At 40.4% G+C, this 15,779-nt stretch carries 15 protein-coding genes; all 15 read right to left on the bottom strand.

What is annotated here, in order from left to right; genetic code table 11:
* Nucleotides 1–3: 3 nt before the first annotated feature.
* Entirely contained in the window at nt 4–1,596 is a 1,593-nt protein-coding gene (gene fliF / locus NST57_RS08525; protein WP_341298394.1) for a flagellar basal-body MS-ring/collar protein FliF, read from the bottom strand.
* Between the two features lie 50 nt (nt 1,597–1,646).
* Nucleotides 1,647–1,964: a flagellar hook-basal body complex protein FliE gene (fliE, locus tag NST57_RS08520; protein WP_007499609.1), complete on the bottom strand. Its 318-nt coding sequence runs from the start codon at nt 1,962–1,964 to the stop codon at nt 1,647–1,649.
* A gap of 11 nt (nt 1,965–1,975) precedes the next feature.
* On the bottom strand, nt 1,976–2,428 hold the full coding sequence (flgC, locus tag NST57_RS08515) for a flagellar basal body rod protein FlgC (RefSeq protein WP_007499610.1): 453 nt from the start codon (nt 2,426–2,428) through the stop codon (nt 1,976–1,978).
* Nucleotides 2,428–2,817, bottom strand: coding sequence for a flagellar basal body rod protein FlgB (gene flgB, locus NST57_RS08510; protein WP_073413488.1), 390 nt, complete (start codon nt 2,815–2,817; stop codon nt 2,428–2,430). The genes flgC and flgB overlap by 1 nt, the downstream gene beginning before the upstream one ends.
* A 288-nt stretch (nt 2,818–3,105) precedes the next feature.
* On the bottom strand, nt 3,106–3,885 hold the full coding sequence (gene codY / locus NST57_RS08505) for a GTP-sensing pleiotropic transcriptional regulator CodY (protein ID WP_041108981.1): 780 nt from the start codon (nt 3,883–3,885) through the stop codon (nt 3,106–3,108).
* Between the two features lie 34 nt (nt 3,886–3,919).
* Complete coding sequence (gene hslU / locus NST57_RS08500) at nt 3,920–5,320, bottom strand: HslU--HslV peptidase ATPase subunit (protein WP_142155034.1); 1,401 nt, start codon at nt 5,318–5,320, stop codon at nt 3,920–3,922.
* Nucleotides 5,321–5,336: 16 nt separating this feature from the next.
* Nucleotides 5,337–5,882, bottom strand: coding sequence for an ATP-dependent protease subunit HslV (hslV, locus tag NST57_RS08495; RefSeq protein WP_007499614.1), 546 nt, complete (start codon nt 5,880–5,882; stop codon nt 5,337–5,339).
* 14 nt (nt 5,883–5,896) lie between these two features.
* Nucleotides 5,897–6,814, bottom strand: a complete 918-nt coding sequence (gene xerC / locus NST57_RS08490; protein WP_341298393.1) for a tyrosine recombinase XerC — start codon at nt 6,812–6,814, stop codon at nt 5,897–5,899.
* A 62-nt stretch (nt 6,815–6,876) separates the two neighbouring features.
* The gene (gene trmFO / locus NST57_RS08485; protein WP_072367268.1) at nt 6,877–8,181 is read right to left on the bottom strand and encodes an FADH(2)-oxidizing methylenetetrahydrofolate--tRNA-(uracil(54)-C(5))-methyltransferase TrmFO; all 1,305 of its coding nucleotides are present in this window, start codon (nt 8,179–8,181) and stop codon (nt 6,877–6,879) included.
* Between the two features lie 70 nt (nt 8,182–8,251).
* Nucleotides 8,252–10,327 (bottom strand): type I DNA topoisomerase, encoded by a 2,076-nt coding sequence (topA, locus tag NST57_RS08480; protein WP_142155032.1) that lies wholly within the window; start codon nt 10,325–10,327, stop codon nt 8,252–8,254.
* Between the two features lie 194 nt (nt 10,328–10,521).
* On the bottom strand, nt 10,522–11,424 hold the full coding sequence (gene dprA, locus NST57_RS08475; RefSeq protein WP_142155031.1) for a DNA-processing protein DprA: 903 nt from the start codon (nt 11,422–11,424) through the stop codon (nt 10,522–10,524).
* A gap of 63 nt (nt 11,425–11,487) precedes the next feature.
* Nucleotides 11,488–12,390: a succinate--CoA ligase subunit alpha gene (gene sucD, locus NST57_RS08470; protein WP_007499624.1), complete on the bottom strand. Its 903-nt coding sequence runs from the start codon at nt 12,388–12,390 to the stop codon at nt 11,488–11,490.
* 22 nt (nt 12,391–12,412) lie between these two features.
* Nucleotides 12,413–13,573, bottom strand: a complete 1,161-nt coding sequence (gene sucC, locus NST57_RS08465; RefSeq protein ID WP_008344824.1) for an ADP-forming succinate--CoA ligase subunit beta — start codon at nt 13,571–13,573, stop codon at nt 12,413–12,415.
* A gap of 176 nt (nt 13,574–13,749) precedes the next feature.
* Nucleotides 13,750–14,025, bottom strand: a complete 276-nt coding sequence (locus NST57_RS08460; RefSeq protein ID WP_341298392.1) for a FlhB-like flagellar biosynthesis protein — start codon at nt 14,023–14,025, stop codon at nt 13,750–13,752.
* Nucleotides 14,022–15,755 carry a glycosyltransferase gene (locus NST57_RS08455; RefSeq protein ID WP_341298391.1) on the bottom strand — a complete coding sequence of 578 codons (1,734 nt, stop codon included), beginning with the start codon at nt 15,753–15,755 and terminating at the stop codon, nt 14,022–14,024. Before NST57_RS08455 ends, NST57_RS08460 begins: the two co-directional genes overlap by 4 nt.
* Between the last annotated feature and the right edge of the window lie 24 nt (nt 15,756–15,779).

Below are 15,779 nucleotides of genomic sequence, written 5' to 3'. Positions count from 1 at the left end.
CTCCTAATCCTCGGACAGCCAGCTGCGTAGCAATTTAGCAAAGTCTTCTGGTTTATCTTTCGCCATTTTTTCAAGCTGATTTTTTCTCACCATTTCTTCTGTTTCTGGCTCAGTATCGATATCAGGAACATGGATTGGTGTACGTTCATCAAACTCAAACTCTTCTTCCTCTTCTTTTCTTCGCTTACGTACGAGAAGAATGATGAGAGCGATAATGGCAAGTAGTAGCACACCACCAACAATATAAACCCAAATCGGAATATTGTTTGAAGGGTTTTCTGCTGTCGTTTGCTGTTTACCGTCTAATTTTGATACAGATAAAACGATTTTGTTATCCAAGTCAGCTTGAGTGAGTGCTTGACCGTTTGTGTATTCTTTATCAATCGATGTACTGATGATGGTTGAAAGAATTTTTTTAATATCATCCTGCCTTTCAGCAGTTAATGAGGTCGGATCATTTGCAGTAGGTGGTTCCACCAGTGCCTGAATGCCAACGTCTCTGATTTTATAAGGACTTTCTTTGATATCTTTATGAATGCGGTTGACTTCATAATTGATGCGATCTTCGCTCTTTTCGTAATCTCCGCTTCCATTCGTTCCATCGGCGCCTTGATAATTTGTGACATCATCGTCACCTGTTCCAGCGGTGCCTCCAGCTGCTGCGCCACTACCTGAATAAGTTTCAGCAATCTTTTCAGCGCTGACAGCAATTCCTTGCATGTTTTCTTGATCAACTGGTTCGACAAGATCTTCTTTTCTTTTTTCTTCAGTAAAATCAATGTCTGTTGTGACCGATACGGCAACTTTCTCTTGACCCATCATCGTTCCAAGCAGCTGTTGAATTTTTCGTTGAAGATTCTTTTCAATTTCCTCTTTTTTCTGCTGCTGTGCATCCATTCCACTTGCATAGGAATCTGAGCTGCTGTTTAAGTCATAGTAGTTGGAATCTTGGTCCATAATGACAATGTTTTCTGTTTTTAAGTTCGGCACACTTTTTGAAATAAGATGATAAAGGCCTTTTACTTGTTGCTGAGTAAGCGTGTAGCCTGGTTGAACTTGCAGCACAATTGATGCTGATGCATTACTTTGCTCTTCTCCAACAAAAACGGAATCTTTTGGCAGGTTAATCATAACCTTTGAATCTTTAATCCCATCAATCGTGTTGATCAGATTGGATAGTTCTGTCTGAGTTGCGTCTACTTTCAGAACATCAAATTCATTATCTGTTAAACCGAAGCCGGAATTATTTGCAAAGAAGGAGTAGTCAATATTCCCCGTTTTAGGAAGTCCTTCTGATGCGAGTGTGACTTTTAAAGTGTCTGCTTGCTTTTCTGGAACTAAAATCGTCGTTCCGTTATTTGCAAGTTCCGATTTAACGTTTTTGCCATCCAGTTCCTGTTTGATTTGCCCTGCTTCTGCCTCAGACAAATCTCTAAACAACGGAACCATTTTTTCAGAAGAAGCAAAGATGCTAACAACCGTAATAATGATTGCTAGGGCAGCTACGCCGCCAATCATGAGTATTTTTTGTAATTTTGATCGATTTCGCCAAAACTCAACTGTTTTTGTTCTTAATTGCATTAAAGTACGATTCATCTTAACCCCCGGTCATTCCATTCAGTCTATTTTTTGTCCACCAGCACCTCCTACATCTGCATTCTCATAATCTCTTGGTACGCTTCGACTGCTTTATTCCGAAATTCGGTGGCAGCTGTGAGTGTCACACTCGCTTTTTGTGAAGCAATCATGACTTCATCGAGATTGACATCTTTCCCTTGTGCGAGAGCATTCGTATACTGGTCTGATTTGAGCTGTGATTGATTTAATGCCTCAATGGAATTCTTCAGCACATCAGAGAAATTCGTTTGGCTTTTAGGTGCAGCCGCCTGCACTGACGATGCATTCGTCAATTCACTTGCTTGCTGAGCAGTTTGAAGCTGGAAAGGAGATATTGCGTTAACCAATTCTTTTCACCTTACTTTCCTATTTCTAAAGCTTTCATCAACATGCTTTTATTCGCATTCAGCGCAGTCACGTTTGCTTCATATGACCTTGAGCTGCTGATGAGATCAACCATTTCCTTTAATGGATCAACATTCGGTGTTTGAACATATCCATTTTCATTGGCATCGGGATTTGTAGGATCATATTGAAGGTTGAATGGAGTTTCGTCTTCAGTAATCTTTGTTACTTTGACGCCGTTTCCTAATTTGCCGCTCGAATTCATGCTTGAGTTCAATATAGATGAAAATGATTCACCTGACGGCTGTAATGTGACGAGCTTGCGTCTATAAGGCTCCCACTTGCCATCAACCTGTTTCGCTCTTGTTGTATCCATATTCGCAAGGTTCGAGGATACAACGTCCATTCTGAGCCTCTGTGCTGTTAATGCTGAGGCCGAAGCGTTAACGCCTGAAAAAATCGACATCACTTACCTCCTGTCAAAACTGTTTTAAGAGAATTGAACTTTCCGCTCATTCTTTCAACCAACGCATTATACTGAATTTGGTTTTTAGCGAGTTCACTCATCTCTTGATCAATATCGACATTATTTCCGTTTTCTTGATAAGAAGTACGGTTACTCGTAACAACTGAATAATTTGACCCTGTTTTAGAAAAATCAATGTGACCTTGGTATGTTTTTTTAGCGTCTAATTTGATTGACGCATCATTTAGCATATCGTGGAATGCAACTTTTTTAGACTTGTAGTTCGGTGTGTCTATATTCGCGATATTATTGCTTATGACTTTTTGCTTAACATTCGCTCTGCCCAAGGCATTCTCAAGGTTGCTTATCGTTCCAGAAAATATATCCAAAACCATATACCTCCAATCATATGTATTTCATTCCATTTAATCATGTCGAGATTTGTAAAACCATATGTTCATTGTAAGAAATAATAGGATTAAAGTCTATGATGTAATTGTAAAAAAAACTCGTAATATATATCTATTTTACGAATAGGTACAAAGACCTAGATTCAAAGCACTACAGAATTGTAAGGGGTTTCTTGGAAAAAAGCGTGTCATTTTTCGGACAATTCCTCTTTTTTTATACAAAAAAACCCTTTTCAGCGTTTATTTCGGCCAAAAAGGGTTTTTTGATTAATGAGATTTTAAATTTTCAAGTTCAATTAAAAATTTGTTGTTTAATACTTTAATGTATGTTCCCTTCATTCCAAGAGAACGAGATTCAATAACGCCTGCACTTTCTAATTTACGAAGTGCGTTTACGATCACTGAACGAGTGATTCCTACACGGTCAGCAATCTTACTTGCCACAAGCAGCCCTTCGTTTCCATCAAGTTCTTCAAAGATATGCTCAATCGCTTCAAGCTCACTATAGGAAAGAGAACTGATTGCCATTTGAACAACCGCTTTACTTCTTGCTTCTTCTTCAATTTCTTCCGCTTTCTCGCGAAGAATCTCCATTCCAACAACTGTTGCGCCGTATTCAGCAAGAATTAAATCATCATCTTTGAATGTATCTTGCAAACGAGAAAGGATTAACGTCCCTAAGCGGTCTCCGCCTCCGATGATTGGCACAATCGTTGTCAAACCGGATTGGAATAAATCACGGTTCTCAATCGGGAAAGCTGTGTACTCACTGTTGATGTCAAGGTTTGAAGATGTTTCAGGGACATTGAATAAGCTTTTTGTATATTCTTCAGGGAACTGACGATCTTCCAGCATTTTTTTCATACGTGCATTTTCAATCTGCTGGTTAATAGAGTAGCCAAGAAGCTTCCCTCTTCTGCTTAATACGAAAATGTTTGAATCAATGACATCTCTCAGTGTTTCTGCCATTTCTTTAAAATTAACCGGTTTCCCCGCTGCATCTTGCAGCATCGAGTTAATAATCCTTGTTTTTTGTAGTAACGCCATAATAATGATCCTCCTAGATTACTTTATTCATTTGTTAAAGTATAAATTGACTTAAGTCTTTGTTATTTGCAATCTTTCCTAGCTTCTCTTCTACATACTGAGGGGTAATGGTCACTGTTTCCATTGTAATATCAGGCGCCTCAAATGAGAGCTCTTCTAGCAGCTTCTCAAGTATGGTGTGAAGCCTTCTTGCACCGATGTTATCTGTCTCCTGATTGACGTGATAAGCCACTTCGGCAATCTTATGAATAGCATCGTCAGAAAATTCAAGAGATATACCTTCTGTTTCAAGCAAAGCCTTATATTGCTTTAATAACGCGTTATCTGGTTCCGTTAAGATTTTCACAAAGTCTTCTATACTTAATTTATCTAATTCTACACGGATTGGGAAGCGTCCTTGAAGCTCTGGAATCAAATCCGAGGGTTTCGCCATATGAAAAGCGCCTGCTGCTACAAATAGTACATGATCTGTTTTCACAGCCCCATACTTCGTCATCACAGTAGAACCTTCTACAATCGGTAAAATATCACGTTGAACCCCTTCACGAGAAACATCTGCAGACGATGCACCACCGCTTTTGGCAATTTTATCGATCTCATCGATAAAGATCATTCCTTGCTGCTCTGCTTTTTGCACAGCTTCCTGACCGACTTCATCCATATCAATCAGTTTTGAAGCTTCCTCAGCAGTTAACGCTTTTCTCGCTTCTCTGACGGTCAGCTTTCTGCGTTTTTTCTTTTTAGGCATGAGATTGCTAAGCGCATCCTGCATGTTCATACCCATTTGCTCCATACCCGATCCTTGAAGCATATCAAACATGGACGGCTGCTGCTCTTCAACTTCAATCGTGACGTAATGGTCTTCAAGTTCGCCCATCGCCAGCTGGTGTGCAATGCGTTTTCTTGTCGATTCAAGCTCTACTTCTTCACTTGAGTGATCTCGATCACTGTCATCATCATCAGAACCACCAAATAGCATCTCAAAAGGATTTTTCACAGACTGACTTTTTTTCTTTCCAGGAACAAGTAGATGAACAAGCCGTTTGTTTGCTTGTTTTTCCGCTTCTTCTTGCACATCTTTCATTTTTTCTTCTTTGACTAGTCTGATTGCCGTCTCCACTAAATCTCTGACCATTGATTCTACGTCACGTCCGACATATCCAACTTCAGTAAACTTCGTCGCTTCCACTTTAATGAAAGGCGCACCAGAAATCCTTGCAATTCTGCGGGCAATTTCTGTTTTCCCCACACCTGTCGGACCAATCATTAAGATGTTTTTAGGAACGACTTCATCCTTTAGCTTATCATGTAAAAGACTTCTTCTGTAACGGTTTCTTAAAGCCACCGCCACTGCTTTTTTCGCATCAAGCTGACCAATAATGTACTGATCGAGCTTTTCAACTATCTCTCTTGGGGTGAACGGCTTTTTCTCCATACGTCTCATGTCCTTTCTATTCAAGCTCTTCTAAAGTGATTTGATCGTTCGTGTAGACACAGATTTCTCCGGCCGTTTCAAGAGCCGCCTTTGCAATCTCTCGAGCTGAGAGATGATCACCTGCATGTTTCTTGAGTGCTCTCCCGGCGCTAAGCGCGTAGTTACCGCCTGAGCCGATAGCCAAAATGCCATCGTCTGGCTCGATGACCTCTCCTGTTCCAGATACGAGCAGGATACTTTCTTTATTCATGACGATAAGCATGGCCTCAAGCTGCCTGAGCATCTTGTCACTTCGCCATTCTTTCGCCAGTTCTACAGCTGCTCGTTTTAAGTTACCACCGTATTCTTCAAGCTTCGTTTCAAACTTCTCAAAAAGTGTAAATGCATCTGCAACTGAACCAGCAAAACCTGCGAGCACTTTGCCTCCGAAAAGACGGCGCACTTTTTTTGCTGTGTGTTTCATGACGACAGCCTGCCCAAAAGTGACTTGACCGTCTCCAGCCATCGCACTTTTTCCTTTATGTTGAACGGCAAAGATTGTGGTTGCATGAAATGATGACATGAAAAAACCTCCTTTTAGGATCGTTTAAAAGCCCTTGGGTGATGAGACATGTACGTTTTTCTTAAAGAATCTTTTGATACATGCGTGTACACCTGTGTTGATGATAAATTTGAGTGACCGAGAAGTTCTTGAACACTTCTCAAATCGGCTCCCTCGTTTAAAAGATGCGTAGCAAAGGTGTGCCTTAACATGTGAGGATGGATATGTAATGTGCCAGACGCCTTTTTCATTAATTCAGTTAGAATGAATCGAACGCCTCTATCTGTAAGAGGAGCTCCGCGCTGATTCAAAAACACATGTGAATCAGCACGATCCTTTCTCTTCACTTTCAGCTTCTGCCTTCCATCCTCTAAATATGTGGAGAGCGCTTCATGTGCATAAGAGCCGAAAGGTACATACCGCTGTTTGCTGCCTTTCCCATGAACAAGCACTGTATCCATCGATAAATCAAGATCAGATTCTTTTAATGAACATAACTCACTGACCCTCATACCTGTTGCATAAAGAAGTTCTAAAATGGCTTGATTTCTTTGTCCAAGCGGTGTATTTACATCAGAAACTGTAAATAGCTCTTTTAGTTCCTCTTCATACAAAAATGAAGGAATTCGCTTATCCTGCTTTGGTAAGCTAACGAGTAAAAAAGGATTTTCTTTCACAAGCTGTTCTCTTAATAAAAATTTATAAAAGCTGCGAAGTGCAGAGACTTTCTTACTAATCGTTCTTCTTGTAAGGCCTTTTTCATAAGCTTCTGTTAAATAAATTCTCGTATCTTGATAGGATACCTCTTCAAAACCGTCTATTCCTTGAATGTTCATAAATCTGACAAACTCTTCAATCGCCTCAGTATAACCTGAGATTGTTAAAGCTGAATAGTTCTTTTCAATCTGCAAATATTCAATGAATAAGTGGACAAGACGCTGTTTATCCGTCATTTTTACACCTCTTTAAGGCTTTTAAATGGTATCACATATCTTGCTTTCCGTGCAATGTTTTACTACAGAGATTTCGAAATAGTTTGAATAGTTCCGATTGCGCGTTTAGCGTACTCTGCATAGCGCTCTTGTTTGTTTTTAATTCGAACGCCAAGATCTTTCAGCAAGCCAAAGTTTGCATTCATCGGCTGGAAGCTTTTCTTGTTTGTGGATGTGATGTAGTAAGCCATACTGCCAATTGCTGTTTCTTCTGGGAGTGTCACAAGCTCTTCTCCTTTAACAAATCGAGCTGCGTTGATTCCAGCCACTAGTCCTGAAGCTGCGGACTCAACATATCCTTCAACACCAGTCATTTGTCCGGCAAAGAATAAGTCGTCTCTATTTTTAAATTGATACGTCGGTTTTAGAAGGCTTGGCGAGTTAATAAATGTATTACGGTGCATTACACCATAGCGAACAATCTCTGCCTCTTCAAGACCTGGGATCAAACGGAATACTTCCTTTTGATCGCCCCACTTCAGATGAGTTTGAAAACCAACAATATTATATAAAGTACCTGCCGCATCATCCTGTCTTAATTGAACAACAGCGTAAGGTCTTTTCCCTGTTTTTGGATCTTCAAGACCAACTGGTTTCATCGGTCCAAACAGCATGGTTTTTTTCCCTCTTTTGGCCATGACTTCAATGGGCATACAACCTTCGAAGAAGATTTCTTTTTCAAACTCTTTTAACGGCACAGTTTCAGCAGAAATGAGCGCCTCATAAAAACGATCGAATTCTTCTTCTGTCATCGGACAGTTTAAATAAGCCGCTTCTCCTTTATCATAGCGTGATTTCAAGTACACTTTATCCATATCAATGCTGTCTTTCTCCAGGATCGGCGCTGCTGCATCGTAGAAATATAAATACTCTTCACCGGTTAATGATTTTAATTCTTTTGAAAGGGCTTCTGATGTAAGAGGACCCGTCGCAATAATCGTCGGACCTTCTGGAATGCTTTGCACTTCTTCTTGAAAGACCGTCACATTCGGGTGATTTTTCACACGGTCTGTGACGTTTGCTGCAAATTCATGACGATCTACTGCAAGCGCTCCGCCAGCAGGAACCGAGCTTTCATCTGCTGCTGCGATAATGGCTGAATCTAAATGACGCATTTCTTCCTTTAGAACACCTACTGCGTTCGTTAAAGCGTTCGCACGCAATGAGTTACTGCATACGAGCTCCGCAAATTTATCTGTGTGGTGAGCTGGTGTTTGTTTGACAGGTCTCATTTCATACAGATGGACTTTAATTCCGCGCTTGGCAATTTGCCATGCCGCTTCACTTCCTGCTAAACCTGCTCCGATCACATTTACAAATTGACTCATTGTACAACTCTCCTATTTTGTAAGTTCTGTTTGATGACATAAAAAAGCAGGTGAACAAGGCTGCTCACCGCTATTTTTGTTGTTCCTCTTTATAATCACAGGACACACATTGAACTTGAATGCCTTTTTTCAGCTTTTTCTCTACAAGCATATTTTCGCATTTTGGACACTTTCTTTCAATTGGTTTGTCCCAAGAGACGAATTCACACTCTGGAAAACGATCGCAACCGTAAAAAATGCGGCGCTTCTTAGATTTCCGTTCAACGATATTTCCTTCGTGACAAGTCGGGCATTTGACACCAATATCTTTGACAATTGGTTTTGTGTTACGGCAGTCAGGGAAATTAGAGCAAGCCATGAACTTACCGTATCTCCCCATTTTGTACACCATTGGATGACCACACTCTTCGCAATCAACTCCGGCGTATTCAGGCTCGATCTCAACTTCCTGCATCTCTGCTTCTGCTTTTTCTACCCGTTTTGCAAAGTCTTGATAGAAACTGTCGATAATGCGTACCCATTCAATCGTACCTTCTTCAACGCTATCAAGTTCTTTTTCCATTTTCGCAGTAAATTCTACGTTAATGATTTCAGGGAAGAATTCAATTATTAAGTTGAGCACAATCTCTCCAAGCTCTGTTGGAATAAACCGTTTGTTATCAAGTGCCACATAGCCCCGCTTTTGAATGGTATCTAATGTTGGTGCATACGTCGATGGGCGGCCAATACCTAGCTCTTCAAGGGTTTTGACAAGTCTTGCCTCAGTGTAACGTGGAGGCGGCTGCGTGAAGTGCTGCTCTGGTTCAATATCTTTTGAAAGAACGGTATCCCCCTCTTTCAGATCAGGAAGCATTTTGTCCTTTTCTTCTAACTGGTCGTCCTTCCCTTCAACATATACTTTCATAAATCCAGGGAATTTCACCTTACTTCCATTTGCACGGAAAGTAAGCCCGTTATTTTCAAGATCCACACTCATTGTATCAAGAACAGCTGGTGCCATTTGGCTTGCCACAAAACGTTCCCAAATCAATTTATAAAGACGAAGCTGATCTCTGCTTAGCACGTGTTTGACATCTGCTGGTTTTCTTAGCGTAGAAGTCGGGCGGATGGCTTCGTGAGCATCCTGTGCATTTTCGTTCTTTTTGGCAGTACGTTTTGTTGTATTCAAGAAATTCTTGCCGTACGTTTGATCAATGAAAGCAGATACTTCTTCAATTGCCGTATTGGAAATACGTGTTGAGTCCGTTCTCATATATGTAATGAGACCTACTGTACCTTCTTTACCAAGATCAATTCCTTCATATAATTGCTGTGCAATCATCATTGTTTTCTTCGCACGGAAATTTAGTTTTCTTGCTGCCTCTTGTTGTAAGGTAGATGTTGTAAACGGAACAGCTGGGTTACGTTTACGTTCTTTTTTCGTCACTTTTTCAACAGAAAACTTGCTTCCTTTTAATTTCGAAAGGATTTCTTTTACATCTTCTTTTGTTTTTAGCGGATGTTTTTTGCCATTTACGCCAAAGAAACTCGCTTCAAAGCTTTCTTTCCCTTTTAGGAAGGTGCCATCAATTGTCCAGTATTCTTCTGGTTTGAATTCATTAATTTCATTCTCGCGGTCAATAATCAGGCGGAGTGCAACTGATTGAACACGACCGGCGCTTAAGCCCTTTTTGACTTTCTTCCATAAAATCGGGCTAATTTTATATCCAACGAGACGATCTAAAATCCGTCTTGCCTGCTGCGCATCCACCAAGTCCATATTGATCATACGTGGATGTTTAAAGGAATCTTTAATTGCATCTTTCGTAATCTCGTTAAAGACAACGCGGCAATCCGAAGAGAGGTCAAGGTCAAGGCTGTGAGCTAAATGCCAAGCAATCGCTTCTCCCTCTCTGTCGGGGTCAGCTGCGAGATATACTTTTTTTGCTTTCTTCGCTGCTGTTTTTAATTCTTTTAAGACTGGACCTTTTCCTCGAATCGTAATATATCTCGGTTCGAAGTCATGCTCAGTGTCAACACCAAGCTGACTTTTCGGTAAATCTCTTATGTGCCCCATTGAAGCCTTTACTTTATACTTTTTTCCTAAATAACGCTCAATCGTTTTCGCCTTTGCTGGCGACTCAACGATGACTAAATAATCAGCCATACTCAAAATCCCCCTTAAGAGGTGTTCTCTCTTTATCCATTTCACAAATTTATATTTATGTTAATTGCACCTATCTAACAGGCAATCGTTAAAAATTCTTTATGATGAACATCATTATAAACACGAAAAACAAAGTGTAAACTTAAATCCTCACTATTATTAAATATTCCGATGTCTTTTGTCAAACGATATTTTTATGGGAGTTCAGTATATTGAACACCACTCAAGGAGAATTCCTCTAAAATATCCTTCGTTGAATGAACAAGCTTGGCACCTTGCTGAATCAGTCTAGCTGGACCTATAGAATTAGAATCAAAGATCGATCCTGCAACAGCAAACACTTCTTTTCCTTGCTCTAATGCCTGGTAGGCTGTAATAAGCGAACCGCTCTTTTCTTTGCACTGGATCACGATGGTTCCTCTTGTCAGGGCACTAATTAATCGGTTTCTCATTGGGAAATGCCATTTTTCTGGTTTGATATAAGGCGGATGCTCTGACAACAGCAAATGATGTTCTCCCATATATTGAGCCATTTGCACATGTTCTTTTGGATATACATGTTGAAAGCCGCCAGCTACAACACCAATCGTTTTTCCTTTTTTCCGTATGCATTCTTTGTGTGCAAGTCCATCAATTCCTTTTGCTAAACCACTTACAATCATCCAATCTTCCTCTACAAGTTCTCCAACAATTTTCTTCACGCACGCTTCTCCATAAGAGGATGGCACTCGTGTACCTACTACACCTAAACTTTTTTCTTCATTTAAATAGGTAACGTTTCCTTTTAGGAATAATACTGGGGGAGGATCATAAATGTGTTTTAGTGAGCTGGGATATAAAGGTGATGTGATGGGAATCATGTGAATATTTTGCTTTAAATAGGCTTGAACGATGTGTTGAAAAATGGGGAATTCATTTTCTTCAGCTTGTAGTAAGCGGGTAAAGTCGATCTTTTGTAATGATCGATCCTGTTTGAAATGATGTGTTTCTTCATTTATATATAGCTTAGGATCGACTTTCCACCATTTTGTTAACAAAGAGGGTGAGATGAGGCCTTTTAAGCGGTGAAAAATCATTCTTTCGGACACGTTGTACATACCATTCCTCCAGTTTAAGATAGAAAGAAGAAGACTTGTCAAAGAACAAGTCTTCTTGTGTCATTAATGCGTTTTACAAGCTTCGAAGAGATTCTTCTCTTTTAACACTTTAATTAAGGTTTCTCCCATGACAGATGGTGTCTCTGCCACTTCAATTCCACATTCACGCATTGTTTTTACTTTTTCATCAGCAGTTCCTTTACCACCAGAAATAATGGCACCAGCATGTCCCATGCGTTTTCCTGGAGGCGCTGTTTTACCGCCAATAAAGCCAACAACCGGCTTGGTCATATTTGCTTTTACCCATTCAGCTGCTTCTTCTTCAGCTGTACCACCGATTTCACCAATCATGATCACTGCATGCGTTTCAGGATCTTCATTGAAGGCTTTTAATACATCAATAAAGTTCGTGCCATTGACAGGGTCTCCGCCAATTCCTACAGCTGTTGATTGACCAACACCAGCCTCTGAAAGCTGATGTACCGCTTCATATGTAAGCGTTCCAGAACGAGACACAACACCAACATGACCTTTTTTATGAATGTAGCCAGGCATGATGCCAATTTTACATTCTTCAGGTGTAATCACGCCAGGACAGTTCGGCCCAACAAGTCTTGTCTTCTTACCTTCCATATAGCGTTTCACTTTAACCATATCCAGAACTGGAATGTGTTCTGTGATACAAATCACTAGATCCACTTCTGCATCAACAGCCTCTAAAATGGCGTCTGCTGCAAACGGTGCTGGTACATAGATAACAGAAGCATTTGCTCCAGTTGTCTGTACTGCTTCAGATACAGTATTAAATACAGGAACTCCCTCTACTTCAGTTCCACCTTTTCCAGGTGTGACACCGCCAACGATATTTGTTCCATACTCAATCATTTGTTTTGTATGGAATAATGCGGTTGAACCGGTAATCCCCTGAACAATTACTCTCGTATTTTTATTAATAAATACACTCATTTAGGTTCCCTGCCTTTCTGCTCTACTTGACTAAAGATACAATCTTTTCTGCCCCGTCAGCCATAGACTCAGCAGAAGTGATATTTAAGCCTGAATCACTCAGGATTTTCTTCCCTAATTCAACGTTTGTTCCTTCAAGACGTACAACGAGTGGTAATGTTAAGCCGACTTGTTTCGTCGCTTCAACAACACCTTCTGCGATGACATCACATTTCATGATGCCGCCAAAAATGTTCACGAAAATCCCTTTGACATTTTGATCAGATAAGATGATTTTAAATGCTTCCGTTACTTTTTCAGCAGTTGCACCGCCGCCAACATCAAGGAAGTTTGCAGGGTCCCCGCCGTAATGCTTGATGATATCCATTGTAGACATCGCAAGGCCTGCTCCATTCACCATACAGCCAATATTCCCGTCTAGAGAAATGTAGCTTAGGTCATATTTAGATGCTTCAATCTCCTTTGGATCTTCTTCATCAAGGTCACGGTATTCTAATATATCTTTTTGTCTATATAAGGCATTGCTATCAAAGTTTAATTTTGCATCAAGTGCCATGACTTTTCCATCACCTGTTACAACAAGAGGATTTATCTCGGCAATTGAACAATCCTTTTCAATAAACGCATTGTAAAGGCTTGTCATAAACTTAACAGCTTGACCAACTAATTTTGTTGGAATATTAATTTTAAACGCGACTTCTCTCGCCTGATAGGCTTGAAGACCAATCGCTGGGTCGATGACCACTTTCACGATTTTTTCTGGCGTTTTTTCTGCTACTTCTTCAATTTCAGTACCGCCTTCTTCAGAAGCCATCAAAACAATTCTTGATGTCGCTCTATCCAAAACGAGTCCTACATAGTACTCTTTTTGAATATCGCAGCCTTCTTCAATAAGTAAGCGTTTTATTTCGCGCCCTTCAGGCCCTGTTTGATGTGTGACTAGTGTCTTGCCGAGCAATTCCTCTGCAAACCCTTTCACTTCATCTTTTGTTTTTGCAATTTTTACCCCACCTGCTTTACCACGGCCGCCTGCATGAATCTGTGCTTTTACGACATATACAGAGCTTCCTAGCTCTTCTGATGCTTTCACTGCTTCATCAGGTGTAAATGCTACTTTACCATTTGGAACTGAAACCCCATATTTTCTTAGGATTTCTTTTCCTTGGTACTCATGGATATTCATTTCCCATCCTCCCAACATATGTAGAAACAAAAATTATAAAATAGACTGCGCTTTCATTTTAAAGAATAAAAAAGAGAATGTCTAGGGTTCTATGTAAAATCGTAAAATCCTTCTAAACATTCAAACTTTTATTTTATTAAAAATATAAATTTTTCAGTCAAAACACTTATTTTACCTTATTTTTTCATTTTTTGATCCAATCGATAGATAAATGAAAATATTTCTGCTACAGTATCGTATAACGCTTCTGGGATTTCCTCATCGAGCGTTAAGTGGCGCATCAGTTCTACTAAATTTCGGTCTTCTTGGATAGGGACCCCAGCTTTTTGAGCTTCTTCAATAATATGATCAGCCACATAGCCGCTGCCTGTTGCAACGACTTTTGGCGCCTTTTGTTTTTCTTCATCATAGTGTAGAGCGACCGCTCTTCTAAGCGGTTTTGAATTCTTCATACTCGTAAGTCCAGCCCTTTCTCGCTGATTTTATGAAAGTGTTCATCTAGAAAGTGAGACGGATCAATTGGCTCTTCTCTCTTTTTCGCTGTAATCCCTGTTAAACTATACCCTAGGGCATTTAAATTCTCTCGAACAGCTGGAATCATTGGATTAATGGTTCCTTGCAGTTCGTGAGCCGTCTCGACTGTAATTGACATCACTTTTTGCTGAATCGTACAGTCTATTAACGTTTCTTCTAAGTTTTCCATGTTTAAATAAAACATTAAACGGCACTGAGAAATATCAATAGAGCCATCTTTTTTCTTATGCCCTTTTAGAATAAAGGTTAAATCTTGAACACTATGTTTTGAGAAAAGAGGGTAAGAGACCATCATTTGACTAACTGTTTGGTTTTCCTGATGCACTAGTAACTGCCCATTTAATCTATGAAATAATTGATCCACTTCTTTTTTTACGGGCTCCGGAACATCAGCTTGCCTCGCATCATTTAAAACCATCTTTAATTGGTGAAGCTCTTGGCTTTTGACATCTTGGCTGCCCTTTTCCAGTAATTTCAGCATCCCAATTTCATCTCGTACACCTATCGCTTTTTTCATCGTCATCAGTAAATCGAGTACATCGGTTTTATTGCTTAATGCTGGTTCAGTCTGCTGAATGACCTTTGCCAATGCGTTTGCCTCTGTTTTTGAAAGAAACGGAAATTCCTTTTGAAGCACGGCTGCCTTTGCGTCAGCCTGTGGTCCTGCCTGCTGGACTGCTTGAACCAGTGATGTGAGCTGTTTTACATCAAGCTGCTGCTGTCCGTCTGCTCCTTGCTTTGTGATGCTTGTCAGAATGCGTTCTATTTGCTGAAGCGGGAGCTGTTTTGGACTTAATAATTGCTGCACGCTGTTCTGATTCACTGTATCCGCCTGTCGCCCTTGTTGTATAGAGGCGGGCTGGCTCTGCTTTGTTTGCTGAGCCGGATTGATATGAGGCTGCACCTGCAAGCTTTCTCCTTGCTTCGTTTGGCCTTCTTTTGCTCCTAGAAGCACCGATAAGAGCTTTTCTGCATGAACGGTTGTCTCAGTATTTACGACCGCACGAACGGCCTGTGTAAGAGCCTGTGTGGCTTCTGATTGCTTCGGAAGCTGTGTTAATCGATCTAGCAGTGCTGTCACATCCTGATGAAGTGCAGAGGGGGATTTCATCGCTAATATTGATTGGAGCACTCCTTGCTGAATCGGCAAATCTTTCTTTAAAGCAAAAAGAAGTGCCTGCAGACCTTTTTTGATATCCGTGCCTTGAAGTTGTTCAATCCATTTTACTGCCGTTTTTAACTCTGCTTCGTTGATGACCGGTTTTTCTTTTAAAAAGGCTGTAGCTGTTAACATTTGTTCAAGTCCATTTTTAAGCGACAAACCTTCTAGTAGTTTAGCTGCGGCATCCTTTAATGTTTTAGGATCTTGGTCAAATTGCTGAACAGGTCTTAATTTACTCAGGCTGCCTCCACCTTCTTGTTCTAATTGGAACCAGTAGAAAGAATCGGCTTTGAGCTGAGCCGCTAGCTGCGCTTTTATTTTGGTAGCGCCTATTTGAACAAGCGCTGTATCATCACCAAGCATTTTTAGTACTTTGCCAAGAATGAGCCGGTGAATATTTTCCTTTCCTTCCGTGTTAAGCGGAACAGATTCTACCGTATTCAGCCGACTATTCAGTGCAGTATGTATATCTTCAACTCTTGTCATCACAGGCAGCCTCCTTGTGTCAAA

It is taken from the genome of Bacillus sp. FSL M8-0077 (assembly GCF_038050255.1).
Classification (GTDB): Bacteria; Bacillota; Bacilli; order Bacillales; family Bacillaceae; genus Bacillus; species Bacillus altitudinis.
Note: the sequence above shows the minus strand (reverse complement) of the source record. Positions and strands in the feature narration are given on the sequence as shown.

Bases quoted from the DNA above. Each gene is read 5' to 3' on its own strand.
- NST57_RS08460 (WP_341298392.1), bottom strand. From the start codon at position 14,025: ATGAAGAATTCAAAACCGCTTAGAAGAGCGGTCGCTCTACACTATGAT.
- sucC (WP_008344824.1), bottom strand. From the start codon at position 13,573: ATGAATATCCATGAGTACCAAGGAAAAGAAATCCTAAGAAAATATGGG.
- hslU (WP_142155034.1), bottom strand. From the start codon at position 5,320: ATGGAGAAAAAGCCGTTCACCCCAAGAGAGATAGTTGAAAAGCTCGAT.
- codY (WP_041108981.1), bottom strand. From the start codon at position 3,885: ATGGCGTTACTACAAAAAACAAGGATTATTAACTCGATGCTGCAAGAT.
- topA (WP_142155032.1), bottom strand. From the start codon at position 10,327: ATGGCTGATTATTTAGTCATCGTTGAGTCGCCAGCAAAGGCGAAAACG.
- sucD (WP_007499624.1), bottom strand. From the start codon at position 12,390: ATGAGTGTATTTATTAATAAAAATACGAGAGTAATTGTTCAGGGGATT.
- fliF (WP_341298394.1), bottom strand. From the start codon at position 1,596: ATGAATCGTACTTTAATGCAATTAAGAACAAAAACAGTTGAGTTTTGG.
- flgC (WP_007499610.1), bottom strand. From the start codon at position 2,428: ATGTCGATTTTTTCAGGCGTTAACGCTTCGGCCTCAGCATTAACAGCA.
- trmFO (WP_072367268.1), bottom strand. From the start codon at position 8,181: ATGAGTCAATTTGTAAATGTGATCGGAGCAGGTTTAGCAGGAAGTGAA.
- dprA (WP_142155031.1), bottom strand. From the start codon at position 11,424: ATGTACAACGTGTCCGAAAGAATGATTTTTCACCGCTTAAAAGGCCTC.
- xerC (WP_341298393.1), bottom strand. From the start codon at position 6,814: ATGACGGATAAACAGCGTCTTGTCCACTTATTCATTGAATATTTGCAG.
- NST57_RS08455 (WP_341298391.1), bottom strand. From the start codon at position 15,755: ATGACAAGAGTTGAAGATATACATACTGCACTGAATAGTCGGCTGAAT.
- hslV (WP_007499614.1), bottom strand. From the start codon at position 5,882: ATGTCATCATTTCATGCAACCACAATCTTTGCCGTTCAACATAAAGGA.